Annotated in this window: 15 protein-coding genes; 7 read left to right on the top strand and 8 right to left on the bottom strand. The window is 64.8% G+C overall.

Going from position 1 to position 13,955, the window contains the following annotated elements; translation table 11 throughout:
* Positions 1-103: 103 nt before the first annotated feature.
* Positions 104-982: an NAD(P)-dependent oxidoreductase gene (locus tag HALZIN_RS0102250; protein WP_031382630.1), complete on the bottom strand. Its 879-nt coding sequence runs from the start codon at positions 980-982 to the stop codon at positions 104-106.
* A 163-nt stretch (positions 983-1,145) separates the two neighbouring features.
* On the opposite strand from HALZIN_RS0102250, the gene HALZIN_RS0102245 reads away from it, so the two are divergent.
* Entirely contained in the window at positions 1,146-2,291 is a 1,146-nt protein-coding gene (locus tag HALZIN_RS0102245) for an AI-2E family transporter (RefSeq protein WP_084173274.1), read from the top strand.
* 78 nt (positions 2,292-2,369) lie between these two features.
* Here HALZIN_RS0102245 and HALZIN_RS0102240 read toward each other — a convergent pair whose 3' ends face one another.
* From HALZIN_RS0102240 to HALZIN_RS16670, 5 genes are all read right to left on the bottom strand, one after another.
* A complete protein-coding gene (locus HALZIN_RS0102240; RefSeq protein ID WP_031382628.1) occupies positions 2,370-3,377 on the bottom strand; it encodes a zinc-dependent alcohol dehydrogenase family protein in 1,008 nt (335 codons plus the stop codon).
* 81 nt (positions 3,378-3,458) lie between these two features.
* A complete protein-coding gene (locus HALZIN_RS0102235; protein WP_031382627.1) occupies positions 3,459-3,815 on the bottom strand; it encodes a hypothetical protein in 357 nt (118 codons plus the stop codon).
* A gap of 227 nt (positions 3,816-4,042) precedes the next feature.
* Positions 4,043-4,915 carry an urea carboxylase-associated family protein gene (locus HALZIN_RS0102230; RefSeq protein ID WP_031382626.1) on the bottom strand — a complete coding sequence of 291 codons (873 nt, stop codon included), beginning with the start codon at positions 4,913-4,915 and terminating at the stop codon, positions 4,043-4,045.
* 88 nt (positions 4,916-5,003) lie between these two features.
* On the bottom strand, positions 5,004-5,867 hold the full coding sequence (locus HALZIN_RS0102225) for a PA4780 family RIO1-like protein kinase (protein WP_031382625.1): 864 nt from the start codon (positions 5,865-5,867) through the stop codon (positions 5,004-5,006).
* Positions 5,868-6,265: 398 nt separating this feature from the next.
* Positions 6,266-6,760: an IS110 family transposase gene (locus tag HALZIN_RS16670; protein ID WP_051907334.1), complete on the bottom strand. Its 495-nt coding sequence runs from the start codon at positions 6,758-6,760 to the stop codon at positions 6,266-6,268.
* A gap of 215 nt (positions 6,761-6,975) precedes the next feature.
* Here HALZIN_RS16670 and HALZIN_RS0102215 point away from each other — a divergent pair, with 215 nt between their 5' ends.
* The 6 genes from HALZIN_RS0102215 to HALZIN_RS0102185 all read left to right on the top strand — a co-directional run bounded on the left by HALZIN_RS0102215 (position 6,976) and on the right by HALZIN_RS0102185 (position 11,739).
* Entirely contained in the window at positions 6,976-7,377 is a 402-nt protein-coding gene (locus HALZIN_RS0102215) for a heme-binding protein (RefSeq protein ID WP_031382624.1), read from the top strand.
* 99 nt (positions 7,378-7,476) lie between these two features.
* Entirely contained in the window at positions 7,477-7,743 is a 267-nt protein-coding gene (locus tag HALZIN_RS0102210; protein WP_031382623.1) for a DksA/TraR family C4-type zinc finger protein, read from the top strand.
* Positions 7,744-8,009: 266 nt separating this feature from the next.
* Complete coding sequence (locus HALZIN_RS0102200; protein WP_031382622.1) at positions 8,010-8,717, top strand: dienelactone hydrolase family protein; 708 nt, start codon at positions 8,010-8,012, stop codon at positions 8,715-8,717.
* A gap of 260 nt (positions 8,718-8,977) precedes the next feature.
* Entirely contained in the window at positions 8,978-9,226 is a 249-nt protein-coding gene (locus tag HALZIN_RS0102195) for a GlsB/YeaQ/YmgE family stress response membrane protein (RefSeq protein ID WP_031382621.1), read from the top strand.
* 119 nt (positions 9,227-9,345) lie between these two features.
* On the top strand, positions 9,346-10,926 hold the full coding sequence (locus HALZIN_RS0102190; RefSeq protein WP_031382620.1) for a bifunctional GNAT family N-acetyltransferase/carbon-nitrogen hydrolase family protein: 1,581 nt from the start codon (positions 9,346-9,348) through the stop codon (positions 10,924-10,926).
* 33 nt (positions 10,927-10,959) lie between these two features.
* On the top strand, positions 10,960-11,739 hold the full coding sequence (locus HALZIN_RS0102185) for a M90 family metallopeptidase (protein ID WP_031382619.1): 780 nt from the start codon (positions 10,960-10,962) through the stop codon (positions 11,737-11,739).
* Between the two features lie 73 nt (positions 11,740-11,812).
* On the opposite strand, the gene HALZIN_RS0102180 is transcribed toward HALZIN_RS0102185, so the two are convergent.
* Positions 11,813-13,231: an ATP-binding protein gene (locus HALZIN_RS0102180; RefSeq protein ID WP_031382618.1), complete on the bottom strand. Its 1,419-nt coding sequence runs from the start codon at positions 13,229-13,231 to the stop codon at positions 11,813-11,815.
* Complete coding sequence (locus HALZIN_RS0102175; RefSeq protein ID WP_031382617.1) at positions 13,228-13,890, bottom strand: response regulator; 663 nt, start codon at positions 13,888-13,890, stop codon at positions 13,228-13,230. The genes HALZIN_RS0102180 and HALZIN_RS0102175 overlap by 4 nt, the downstream gene beginning before the upstream one ends.
* Positions 13,891-13,955 lie beyond the last annotated feature (65 nt).

Below are 13,955 nucleotides of genomic sequence, written 5' to 3'. Positions count from 1 at the left end.
CGGCCCCTGCGGGGGCCGCTTTGGCCCTTCGACTACGACCTGCGCCCCGCCTCGCGGTTGTAGCTCGCATCACCAGACTACCGTTCGGCGGAATCCGAACGCGTCACCCCTGGTCTGCCTGATTCGCCAGATAGGCATGGATCGCGGCGAAATCGTCGCGGCCATGGCCGGCCGCCTTGGCGCTGCCGTACAGCGACTTGGCCAGGCTGGCGAGATACAGTGGCTGATTCTGCTCGTAGGCGGTCAGGTCGAGCAGTTGCAGGTCCTTGTGCATCCACTCCAGCGGGAACTGGGCGGCATAATCGCCGCTGCGGATCAACTCCGCCTTGCCGGCGAGAAACGGCGCCGACACCGGCAGGTTGGGCAGCGTATCCATCAGAAAATCCCGCGAGAAACCGAGGTTTTCGCCGAGCAGGGCGGTCTCGGCGTAGACCAGCATCGATTGCGCCAGCTGGGCGTTGACCAGCATCTTGAAGGCCGCGCCCTGCCCCGTCTCACCGGCATGCACGATCTTCTGGCCCATGCAGTCGAGAAGCGGTCTCAGGATCTCGACATCCTCGCGTGCGCCGCCCACCAGGAACGTCAGCGCGGCCTCCTCGGCCGGCTGCTTGGTGCCGGCGACCGGCGCATCGACGAAACGCAGGCCATGCCCGCCGGCGCGGGTCGCCATCGCGCGGCTGAACGACGGGTTGACGGTAGAGCAATCGACCCACAGCGCGCCTTCGCCCATCGCCGCCACGAAACCGCCCTCGCCGAACGCCACCGCTTCGACGACGCTCGGTTCGGCGAGCATGGTGAAGACGATGTCCGCCTCGGCGACGGCCTCCTCAGCCGAGTTCGCTCCGCGGGCGCCAGCCTCGACCAGCGCCTCGACCGGCTCCGGCGAGCGGTTGAAGACGCTCAGCGTCAGGTCATCGTGGCGCATCAGGTTACGCGCCATGTGCCGGCCCATGATGCCCAGACCAATGAAGGCTACTTTCATGATGCTTCTCCCTGTCGGTTGGCGACGTTCGATACATCCCGGTACGCGAACGCATCGACCTATCCTGTGCTAGTGAAAATCGCGTCGGTTCAACTAGGCTAGACTTCGGCTTGATAACCCGTGGCCTAGCCGGCCGTGCCTACCACTTTCCAGAAAGCGCTCCATGACTACAGAAACTCGCAACGGCAGCCCTGAAAGCAATAGCGACCCGACACCTCACAAGCGCTGGTCAAGCACGCTTCCAACCTGGGTCGGCATCGGTATCTTCATCTATCTCTCGGTTTTCGCCCTGGGCTTTGCCCAGCTGTTTCTGGTGCCCGTGGTGTTGGCCTTTCTGCTATCGATGGTGTTCAGCCCGATACGCCGTTTCTTCGACCGGCGCGGCCTATCCCAAGGGCTGTCGGCGCTCATCATCATCACCTCCCTGCTCACCGGTCTGTTCGCGATCGCGGCCGCCCTGGCGGTCCCCGTCAGCGGCTGGATAAACAATGCGCCGCAGATAGAGATGCGCATAGAAGGCCGACTCAACGAAATAACCGGCCCGTTCAGCGAGCTGTTCGAAGCCAAGGAAAAGCTCGATTCGATGGCGAGCTCCGATTCACCAAAGGTTCAACAGGTCGAAACCCAGGATGACAATCTCAGCCAGAAACTCGCGGCGCTCGTGCCCACCGTGATGACGCAGTTCCTGTTCACCCTGGTGCTTCTGCTCTTTCTGCTCGCCTCGGGCGACATGTTCTACGAGAAGCTCGTGCACATCATGCCCACTCTGCGCGACAAGAAACGCGCGGTGCGGATCACTCACGATATAGAACGTAAGTTGTCGCGCTACCTGTTCACCATCACCGTCATCAATGCCGGCTTGGGTGTCGCGGTGGCGATCGCCATGTGGGCCCTGGGCATGCCCAGTCCACTGGTCTTCGGGATCATCGCCTTCCTGTTCAATTTCGTCCCGTACCTCGGCGCCTTGGCGGGCATCATCATTGCCGCCATGGTTGCCATCGTTTCGTACGACTGGATTGGCTGGGCACCCATCGTCGCCGGCACCTATTTCTTCCTGACCACGCTCGAGGGGCAACTCATCACCCCCTATTTCGTCGGCCGCAGCCTGCGTCTCAATACCGTGGTGGTGTTCCTGACCATCTCGTTCTGGGCCTGGCTATGGTCCGTGGTGGGCATGATCGTCGCCGTCCCCCTGTTGGTCGCGGTCAAGACGCTCAGTGAGCACATCGATGGCCTCGAGCCGCTCGGCCACTTTCTCAGCGAGCGCCACGCCGAACGGCAACCGGAAGCGTCCATCGGCGAACGCTGACGGCTACATGACGAGGGCCCGTATCATCATGCGGGCTTTTTTAGGACATTACACTGCCGGTGACTCCACGTCGCCTCATCAGAACTCCAGGCAGATCTTGCCGAAGTGCCGTTGGCCTTCCTGGTGACGGAACGCATCGGCGATCTCGTCAAGCCTAAAACGCCGATCGATCACCGGACGCAGACCGCTGACCTCGATGCCGCGGATCATCTCGATCTGGTCCTGGCGGCTGCCCACGATCAACCCCTTGAGCGAAGCCTGCCTGGCCATCAGCTTGGCGGTGGGCACCTCGCCGCCACGCCCGGTCAGCACGCCGATCAGCGCGATGTGTCCGCCGATGCGTACCGCGTCGATCGACTGCGGCAGCGTCCCCGGGCCACCGACCTCGATGACGTGGTCGACGCCGCGCCCGTCGGTCAGTTGCTTGACGCGCTTGCCCCACTCCGGCTCGCGCTTGTAGTTGAGCGTATGATCGGCGCCCAGCTCGCGTAGCCTGGCGATCTTGTCATCGGATGACGAGGTGGCGATCACCGTCGCCCCCATCTGCTTGGCGAACTGCAGGGCGAAGATCGACACCCCGCCGGTGCCCAGCACCAGCACGCTGTCGCCGGGCTTGATGCCGCCGTCGACCACCAGCGCCCGCCAGGCGGTGAGCCCGGCAGTGGTCAGCGTCGCCGCCTCGGCATGGCTGTAACCCGCCGGCGCGCGGGTGAACCAGCTCGCCGGCCGGATCACCTGCTCACGGGCATAGCCGTCGACGCCGTCGCCGGGCACGGTCTTGAAATCGCCGACCAGCGCCGGGCCGGTCTGCCAGCTGGGAAAGAAGCCCGAGACCACGCTGTCGCCGACCTTGAACTCGTCGACGCCTTCACCGAGGGCCTCGACCACGCCGGCGCCGTCGGACATCGGAATGCGTCCGTCCTCGGTGGGCATCGCCCCCGAGACCACGCCGTAATCGTGATAGTTGAGCGAGCTGGCATGGATGCGCACGCGGATCTCGCCCGGCCCGGGCTCGCCGGGCGCGGGCTGCTCGCCGACGTCGAGACGATCCAGTCCGCCGGGGCTTTTTACTGTAACAACTTTCATGGCGCTCTCCTTGCTGATTGGCTGCTATCCATCTCAATCAATGGCGTCCTTCGGCGCAAACTTCAATGCCGGCGACGCCGCTCAGCGACTCTTGGACAGCCGCCGCGAATTGGCCGTGGTGCGCCGATGCATGGTCTTCATGGTGCGCTGACTGGTGATCCACCAGGGCGAGAACTGACCGGTCGCCATGCTCAGCATGGCCTTTTGCATTTCGAATCCGATCTCCATGCAGGCCTCGAGCTTCTCGGTCACCATGCGCTGGTTCTCCCTGATCATCTTGGCGTCGGAAGGCGCCTGGGTGGACCACAGCGTTTGACGCTGGCCGATCGTCGAGAGCGCCGTCGCCCACAGTTCGAAAGCCGTGACGCCGGTCTTCCAGACGTCGAACGCATCGGCGGGATTCATGGGGACAAGGGGGAACGGTTGATTCTTGCGCATGAGAGATGGTCCTTGTGTGGCGAAGCGATCCGGGAGGCAGAATACTGCCTCTCATCTTCATACGCCGAGCCACGCTGCTCCGCAACAATCCGGGCTGTACTCGCGCGAATAAATTGTAGGCGCTTTCCTGACGGGCCCGCTCCTGTCACCACCCAATGTCCGGCCATGGCTTCGGTGCCCGGTCGAGGATCGGCCTTCTCGCGGCCTCGCGCTGAAACCCGGCATGATCACTTTCGACGAATCGAGGGATGCCGCGCCGTCCAGTCGGGGCCGTCCAGGCGCAGACCGTGGCCGCCGGAATAGGCCGAAGGCGCGGGTGATCGCCAGCCTTCGAGCAGCGCCGGGTCGAGGGCGTATACCTCGACATCGAGCGGGTGGCAGGTCGCCAGCAATTGCTCGTCGGTCGCGCCCCACAGCTGCAGCGACAGATCGCCGCCGGGGCAGCATGACAGCGCGCACAGCAGGTCGATCTCGGCGAAGAATTCCAGATAATCGCCGGGGCGCGCCGGACAGGCCTTCATGAAGTATTCGTCGTCGGCATTGAGCCCGGTGCACTGGAAGACGTTGAGCACGTCGTGGACGTCGCGTTCGTCGAGGCCGTGGGGCAGCACCGCGCGGGTCAGGTTGGAGTGGCAATGAAAGTCGAAGTCCTCGCCGGTGAGCAGTCGGTTGACGTAGGGATCGCAGCGCGTGCCCAGCAGGTCGTGCAGACGCCCGCCGTCGGCATCGACGCCATACCAGTCGAGGGTGTCGGCGACGATGGTCGCCAGCGGGCGGATATAGGGCAGGCTCGACCACAGCCGGTCGAAGGTGGTGACGTGGGCGCGCTGCAACTGGCGGGTGCGCGAGGCCCACATCCGCTCGCGCGGGTTGGCCAGCGACCAAAGGTTGAGATCGCCGACCTGGGGGCCGTCGGTGGTGCAGATGCGGAACACATGGCCGGCGGGAACCCGCCAGGCGCGAGCGTCGCGGATCGGCACCCGCAGGCGCTCGACGAGGGTGCGCCCTGCGCTGTCATCGGCAATACGCCGGTAGAAGTCGCGGTCGATGTCGAGCGGCGAGCCCTGGGTCGCCTGGTAGGCGGCGGGAACGTGGGCCATGCGGAGTCTCCTTGGCGACGAGGCTGGCGGTCAGTTCAACCATAGCACCGCCAGCCTCGTCGTCACGGTCTGCCACCGACCCGACGACTCAGTAGTCGTCATCCTCGGCATCGTCACGCTCGCGTTCGCGTCGCTCCTCGGCCTCTTCGCGGGCGTCGTCGATCACCGCCATCAGCTCCATCACGTCGACGCTGTGGGTGTCGGGTTCGAAGTGCCCGGTGAGCCGGCTCTCCGGGTGCAGCTCGCCGGCCTCGAAAAGCGCCCAGATCTCCTTGCCGTAGTCGGTGTCGAGCAGCGCCGGCTCGAAGCGTCCGAACCAGTCGCGCATGGTGTCGACGTCGCGCACCAGCAGCATCGGCGCGCTGTTGTTGCCCGCCGCATCGACCGCCTGGGGCAGGTCGATGATCACCGGGCCGTCGCGATCGACCAGCACGTTGAACTCGGACAGGTCGCCGTGCACCAGCCCGGCGCACAGCATGCGCACCACGTCGGCGATCACCCTGTCGTGATAGTCGCGGGCCTGCTGTGGGCTCAGCGTCACCTCGCCGAGCCGCGGCGCGACATCGCCCTCGCCGTCGCTGATCAGGTCCATCAGCAACACGCCGTCGACGAAGCCATGGGGGCGCGGCACGCGCACCCCCGCCGCGGCCAGCCGGTACAGCGCATCGACCTCGGCGCTGAGCCAGGCCGCTTCCTGTTCCTTCTGGCCGTAGCGGGTCTTCTTGGCCATCGCCCGGGCGCGCCGGCTGTTGCGCTCCTTGCGGCCCTCCTGATACTGCACGGCCTGCTTGAAGCTGCGCTGGCTGGCCTCCTTGAAGACCTTGGCGCAACGCCGCTCGCCGCCGCAGCGCACCACATAGACCTGGGCTTCCTTGCCGCTCATCAACTGGCTGACGACCTCGTCGATCAGGCCGTCGTCGACCAGGGGCTGGAGTCGCTTGGGTACTTTCATATCACCTTTTTATGGTATGGCCCGACAATCGGCACAGCATCGCATGGCCGCCCGATTTGCCCAAGCCAGCGGATTTCATGGCATACCGGCATCGCGAATAAATTCGCTTATATGGACCCGTCCCGTTGTGCAAGCCAGCAGCGACGAGACATGAGGTGAGACTGCACGCTTATATCCGGCCTCTTCATGGCACCTGCTGCGGCACCGGGCCCTGATGGAATGCGCGCTCTCTGGCCTCTTATCTCCCACGCGGCCTCAATGGGCCTAGCGAATTATCAGTGTGCCAGAGAGCCGGTCTTGCCGATCATGTCATCGAGGCAACTTGCCCGCGCAACCTCGGGAAAACTCTTTTCTGTATCCTCTTCCTCTTCTTGCCTTCTCTTCTGGCCTTCCGGCCCTCAGATCGCCTGGCCCTGAGGCTGGTAAGGCCGGCCATGAGCCAGCACGGACCAACAGATCCGGGCCAGCTTGTTGGCCAGCGCCACGATCGCCGTGCGCTCGCGAACCAGGCGCGTGCGTACCCGATGCACGGCCTGAAGCGCCTGTTGTGCCTCGGTCTTGATGGCTACGTGGGGCGTGGCGGGGCGCGCCGCCGCCTCGGCGATCCCCGCGGCATCGCGGGCGTCGTTCTTGTGGCCCTGGACGAAGGGCTTCACGGCCTGGGGCGGCAACAGGCGCGCGTCATGCCCCATCGCGCGGATCTCGCGCGCCCAATAATGGGCCGAACCACAGGCTTCCATCGCAACCCGGCAAGGTGGCATCCGGCTCAGTGTCAGGCGCAGTTGCTGCCGGCTCACTGCCTTGCCGAAGACCTTACGGCCGTGTGCATCGATGGCGTGCAGCTGGAAGACATGCTTGGCGAGATCGATCCCCACAATGCTAATGTGATTCATGGATGGACCCTCCTCTCGGGATGCCGTGGGTGCCCCATGCACCGATAGATGGCGTTACACACGCATCTTGGCACAAGGGGGGGACGGGTCCATCCCATTTCCCACGAAAACCGGCCTCGAGGGCCTATGAGCGGCCCGTTGCCCGTAGCCCGTAGCCCGTAGCCCGTAGCTCGTAGCTCGTAGCTCGTAGCCATATAACTAACCAAGGAGAAGTCATGCACACCAAAGCCGTACTCAACTTGAGCGACGTCAACGCCATCCTCGATGCCGCGCAGCAGGAAGCCGAGGCCAACCACTGGGCGGTGACCATCGCCGTCGCCGACGATGGCGGCCACCTGCTCGGCCTGCGACGGCTCGATGGCGCCGCGCCCTTCTCGGCCGGCGTGGCCAGCGAAAAGGCCCGCAACGCCGCCATCGGCCGCAAGGAGACCCAGGTCTTCGAGGAGATGATCAACAACGGCCGCACCGCCTTCGTCACCGCGCCGCTCAAGGCGCTGCTCACCGGCGGCGTGCCGGTGATCGTCGACGGCCAGGTGATCGCCAGTGTCGGCGTTTCCGGCGTCAAGCCGGATCAGGACGCGCAGGTCGCCAAGGCCGGTGTCGCGGCCATCGGCTGAGCGCCGCGGCACGACGCGCTGGCGTCGGCCCCTGCAGGATTCCTATACTGATTGAATCAATCCGATCAATTGGTGGCTCACCCGAGCCGAGGAGACGACATGGCCGGCGGATGGTCGCGGGATGGCGCCGTGCAGGACCAGATCGACAGCACGGTCGAGGATGCCGTGCAACGCTCGCGCAGCCAGTTGCCACGCGGCGAGAGCCTGACCCACTGCGAGGAGTGCGACGCGCCGATTCCCCAGGCCCGCCGCGAGGCGGTGCCCGGGGTGCGCCTGTGCATCGTCTGCCAGAGCGAACGCGACAGGCACCAGGCGGCGTTCAGCGGTTACAACCGTCGCGGCAGCAAGGACAGCCAGTTACGCTGAGCGGACAGTTGCGGTTATCACGAATGGCCAGCAAGGCCGACATCGTTCTCGACCCGAGGACGCTGTCCGGCGCCGATGCCGTGCGGAATGCTCGAGCAGGCGTCGATTCACGGCCCGACGGCGCCGACACCGAATCCACCCGGCGAACGATTGTCCTGGCCCTCCACCACGCCTACGATTAGCGGACGAATAGTACGCACCGCTCGCTGCACGCGTTTGCCCTTGCGGCGCGCGGACGGCGAACCGACAGCCATCACGGAGGAACCATGTCGCAATCACCCGTCACCACCCAGTGGATCGATATCGCCAGCCACGACGGCCTGTCCTTCAAGGGCTACCTGGCCCTGCCGCCGGCCGGCAAGGGCCCGGGCATCGTGCTGATTCAGGAGATCTTCGGCGTCAACCGGCACATCCGCAGCGTCGCCGAGCAGTACGCGCTGGACGGCTACGTGGTGCTCGCCCCGGACGTGTTCTGGCGCCAGGAACCGGGCGTCGAGCTGGCCTACGAAGGCAATGACATGGACAAGGCCTTCAGGCTGGTCAACGAGATCGACTTCACGGTCGCCGTGAAGGATCTGGCCAGCACCACCCAGGCACTGCGTCAGCGCCCCGAATGCCAGGGCGAGGTGGCCTCGCTGGGCTACTGCATGGGCGGGATTCTCGCCTATCTGGCCGGCATCGAATCCGGCGTCGACAAGGCCGTGTGCTTCTACCCCGGCGGCATCGCCAAGCATCTCGACAAGTCGGACGCACTCAAGGTCCCGGCGCAATTCCACTTCGCCGGCAACGACGGCCATATCACCGACGAGCACATCGGCCAGGTACGCGATACCTTCGCCCAGCGCGACGACGTCGAGATCCACGTCTACGATGGCGCCGATCACGGCTTCAACTGCTGGGCGCGCAGCGCCTATCACCGTCACGCCGCCGCACTGTCCCACGGCCAGGCGCTGACCTTCCTGGAAAACGCCTGAAGCCATCGCCTCGCCCCGCATTAATACACGGGGCGAGGCCAATACCAGAGATTTTGCGATGCCCTCCCGTCTATGCGTTGCCAACCAGCGCCACGCGTCCTGGTCGATGCGTCTCTAAGCTCTGTTGGAAGCGCCGACGCCCCTTTCGCGGAGAGGGTGCCGCCAATTCGGCGCTTGTCGTTTCCGCCATCCACGACTAGCTTCCAGAGGGCATGTCAGGAAGGCATGCCCAGACCATGAATCAACTAGGGATAGACGCGATGGGAATTATTGCGTGGATCATCTTCGGCCTGATCGCCGGTGCGATTGCCAAGCTGATCATGCCGGGTAAAGATCCGGGTGGCTTCATTGTCACTATCATCATCGGCATTCTCGGCGCCGTCGTTGGCGGCTGGATAGGAACCGCACTGGGCTTCGGTGACGTCTCCGGCTTCAACATCGGCAGCTTCATCATTGCGGTGATCGGTGCCATCGTGTTGCTGATCATCTATCGCGTCGTGCGTAAATGAGCTGTGCGTAAATAACCAGCGCCGAGATAGCCGGTCCGGCGGCTTAGTCCGCCGGGCCGGCCCGTTACCTTGCGCTCGCATGGTATCCTGACGCCATGGACTGACGAATCAGGAATCCCATGTCGCTCGACGATCTTCACCTCAACCTGCGCAACCTGGCCCCCGACGACTATCCGCAGCTCAAGACGCTGATGGATGCCGTCTACGACGACATCGGCGGGGCCTGGCCGAAACACACCATCGACAAGCTGATCGGCGAGTTTCCCGACGGCCAGATCCTCATCGAGGACGACGGCCGCATCGTCGGCGTGGCGCTGACCGCACTGGTCGATTACGACGCCTTCTCCAACCCGCACCAATACGACGACCTGATCGGCCATCGCGAGGTGATCCTCAACGACGCGGGCGGCGATGCGCTGTACGGCCTCGACGTGCTGATCGACCCGGCCTATCGCGGCCACCGCCTGGGCCGGCGCCTCTACGAGGCGCGCAAGGAACTGTGCCGCTCGATCAACCTGCGCTCGATTCTCGCCGGCGGGCGGATTCCCAACTATCACCAGTACGCCGCCGAGATGTCGCCCACCGAGTACCTGGAAAGGGTCGCCCGCAAGGAGATCCACGACCCGATCCTATCGTTCCAGCTGGCCAACGACTTTCAGGTCAAGCGGCTGCTGCGCAAGTACCTGCCCGAGGACGAGAAATCCCAGGGCTACGCGACGCTGCTGGAGTGGAACAACATCCTCTTCGAACCCGCCGAGCGGGTGCTCGAGACGCGCAAGACCCAGGTGCGCGTCGGCGCGGTGCAGTGGCAGATGCGCGAGTTCGCCTCGGTGGAATCGGTGCTCCAGCAGGTCGAGTACTTCGTCGATGCGGTGGCCGACTACCAGAGCGACTTCGCGGTGCTGCCGGAGCTGTTCAACACGCCGTTGATGGGGCTCACCGACCAGTCCAACCAGATCGAGGCGATCCGTTTCCTGGCCGGCTTCACCGAGCGCTTCAAGAACGAGATCTCGCGCATGGCGGTGTCGTTCAACATCAACATCGTCGCCGGCTCGATGGTCGAGATCGGCGACGACGACAAGCTCTATAACGTCTCCTACCTGTGCCATCGCGACGGCGAGATCGACCGCCAGGCCAAGCTGCACATCACCCCGCAGGAGCGCCGCGACTGGGTGGTGGAAGGCGGCGACGAGCTGCGCGTGTTCGACACCGACGCCGGCCGCGTGGGCATCCTGATCTGCTACGACGTGGAGTTCCCGGAACTGCCGCGGCTGCTCGCCGACCAGGACATGGACATATTATTTGTGCCGTTCTGGACCGACACCAAGAACAGCTACCTGCGGGTGCGCCACTGCTCGCAGGCACGCGCCATCGAGAACGAATGCTACGTGGTGCTGTGCGGCAGCGTCGGCAACGTGCCGTCGATCGAGAATCTCGACATCCAGTACGCCCAGTCGTCGGTGTTCTCGCCGTCGGACTTCGCCTTCCCCCACGATGCGGTGCTCTCCGAGACCACCCCCAACACCGAGATGGTGATGTTCTCGGATCTCGACCTGACGAGACTCAAGGTGGTGCGCAGCGAAGGCTCGGTGACCAACCTCAAGGATCGCCGCCAGGATCTCTACGACCTGCGCCTGCGCGACTGGTCGTGGAAGTCGGGGGGCCGGCCATCCGGAAGCAGACAGGACGATGGCAACTGACCAGCGGCTGAATGTACACCAGCGAGACGCACCATGAGCCTGTGGAATGAGCTCAAGCGCCTGGGCGGCGCACGCCGGCCCTTCCCCGAAGCCGACTGGCGGGAGGCTCGCCGGCGCGTGCCGCTGCTCGCGACACTCGACGACGCCGACACCGAACGGCTCGGTGAGCGCGCCTGGGCGTTCTTGCACCGCAAGCGTCTGACGCTACCCGACGACGACGCCTTCGACCTGCCCGCGCGCCTGGGCCTGGCCGCCCAGGCCTGCCTGCTGACGCTCGGCTGGGACGACAGAGCGGCCCGCGAGGCGTTCGCCAACGTCCATCAGGTGGTGGTGGTCCCCGACGCGTTTCGGCGCCATGTGGAAGAGATGGACGACGCCGGCGTGGTGCACGAATACGAGGACGAGCGAGTCGGCGAGACCTGGTACCAGGGGCCGATCGTGGTGTCGCTGGCCGACCTGGCGGACAGCGGCGACTGGAGCGGCTTCAACGTGGTGATCCACGAATTCGCCCACAAGCTCGACATGGGCAACTCGCAGGAGGCCGACGGCTGCCCGCCGCTGCCGCGGGATATCGCCGCCGAAGAGTGGCACCGGGTATTCACGGCGGTATGGGACGATCTGCAGGCGCACCTCGAGCGTGGCCAGCCCACGCCGATCGACGACTACGCCGCGACGCATCCCGGCGAGTGCTTCGCGGTATGCTGCGAGACCTTCTTCAGTGCCCCCGACGTGCTCGATGGCGCCTACCCCGAGCTCTATGCACTGCTCGCACGCTACTTTCGCCAGGCGCCCTTGGCTCGCCTGCCGCGCTGAGTCCTCGGCTCTTCACACAAACGCAAAGGCCTCGCCGAATGCGGCGAGACCTTTTGCGTTAGAGGATGCGCGATTACGGCGTCATTACCCGAGTCGCGCCCGCTGCCGGCCATGCCAGAGTCACTTCGAGCCCGCACGGATCGCGATTGGCCAGCGTCAGCCGCGCTTGCTGACGCTGTGCCAGCTCGAGCACGATCGACAGGCCCAGTCCGCTGCCGGTAGTGCGCTGGTCCGTGGCGCGCCGAAAGCGTTCGGTGACCCGTGCGAGCATGGCTTCCGGGACCCCGGGACCGTTATCGCGCACGATCAGCCGCGCCTCGCCCGCGGCGCTCGCCAGCTCGAGCGTCACGCACCCGCCGTCAGGCGTGTAGCGCAGTGCGTTATCCACGAGATTGCGCACCAGGATGCCCATCTCGACCGGGTCGGCGCGGACCCGAAGCGATGTCGACCCTGTCACTTCGAGCGTCTGGCCACGCGCCTGAGCCCAGGGCCAGAGTTCAGCGACCAGTTCCAGCACCAGCGGGTAGATATCGATATCATGCGCCTGCTGGGCGTCGCCGCGGTCCAGTCGGGCCAGTACCAGCAGCTGCTCGACGACCCGCTGCAGGCGCGCCACACCGGTGTAGGCCTTGTCCAGCGAGGCGCCTTCGCCGGCACGCGCGTTATCCAGGTGAATCTTGATTCCGGCCAGCGGGGTGCGCAGCTCATGGGCTGCATCGGCAGTGAAGAGCCGCTCACGCTCCAGCGTCTCGCGCAAGCGGGCGATGAAGGCGTTGATCGAGGCCTGCAGGCCGCCCAATTCCCGCGGCACAGTGGCCTCGATGAAACTCAGCTGGCGGTCATTGCGACTGGCCACTTCACGCGACAGAGCGTCGATAGGTCTGAGGCTGCGCTTGACGATCCATGCCGTGGCCAGCAGCAGCAGCGGCAAGGCGATCAACATCGGAATCAGGTTGCCCAGGGTGATCTTGCCGCCAAGCTCATCGATGAACTCCTCCTGGATGCCGACACGTATCCAGGTCTCGCTGCGCGTATCGAACAGCGAAAACACCCGCCAACGATCACCGCCATAGTCGATCCAACGATACCCCACGGCACTCGGCGGCGGAAAGGGAACCTGGTCGTTCCATTTCGCGCCTAGCAAACGCGGCGTGCCATCGCCGTTCCAGAAACCCACCGCGAGCATGCGCTCCTCGTGGCTATAACGCACTGCCTCGCCCGGGGCATCGGGGGGCTCCGCCCGACCCTCGGTATAGCGTCGCGCCGGATGCCCGGGCTGGCTGAGCTGTGCGGCGATCTCGCGATAGGTCGCAAGGGGCGTGTCGGCGCTGATCTGGGCGGCGATCAAACGCGCTTGCAAGCTCAGTTGAGCATCGAGTATCTCTTCCATCTCATACTTGGTGATCAGGTAGGCGGCGGTGATGCTCAGTGCCGTGATCGCGGCCAGCACCAGCGCCAGGGTGCGGGTAAGATAGCGCCTGATCGAGATCATTCGCAGTTCGGGCTCAGGCGATAGCCGATACCTCGCACGGTGGCGATCAGCCGTTTGTCGAGCTTTCGGCGCAGGTGATGAATATGCACCTCAACGGCATTGGAGGCTATCTCTTCATTCCAGCCGTAAAGCAGGCTCTCGAGATGCGGACGGGTCATGATCTTCTCCGGATGGCGGGCAAGTTCGAGCAGCAATGCATACTCGCGTCGCGCCAGCGGCACCACCCGGGCATGCCAGGTCACTTCATGGCTCGCCTCGTCGATCCGCAGCGGGCCGATCTCGATGATCTGCGAAGCCCGCCCCTGGGCGCGACGCATCACTACACGTAGCCGCGCCAGCAGTTCCTGCAGATCGAAGGGCTTGAGCACGTAATCGTCGGCGCCCCCATCGAGTCCAGCGATACGCGCCTCGATGTCATCACGGGCAGTCAGGATCAAGACAGGCAGGACACTGCGGCGGCGAATCTCCTTCAACACCTGCATGCCGTCAAGATCGGGCAGCCCCAGATCCAGCACCACCACCGAGAAGGTATCGTAGCGTACCGCGGCCAGCGCATCGTGGCCGCTTAACAGCCAGTCCACCGCGTAGCCCTCACGCTGCAGGGCCGTCTTGATACCGTCGCCCAGCAGCGGGTCATCCTCTACCAGTAATACGCGCATGCCGGCCTCATCGCTCCATTCTCTGTCCAGTCTCTTGAATGCGATAGCCTCGCTGATTGCCACCG

Origin of the sequence: Halomonas zincidurans B6 (assembly GCF_000731955.1) — a bacterium.
Classification (GTDB): domain Bacteria; phylum Pseudomonadota; class Gammaproteobacteria; order Pseudomonadales; family Halomonadaceae; genus Modicisalibacter; species Modicisalibacter zincidurans.
The sequence above is the reverse complement of the archived record's forward strand: the minus strand, read 5'-3'. Positions and strand labels throughout refer to the sequence as shown.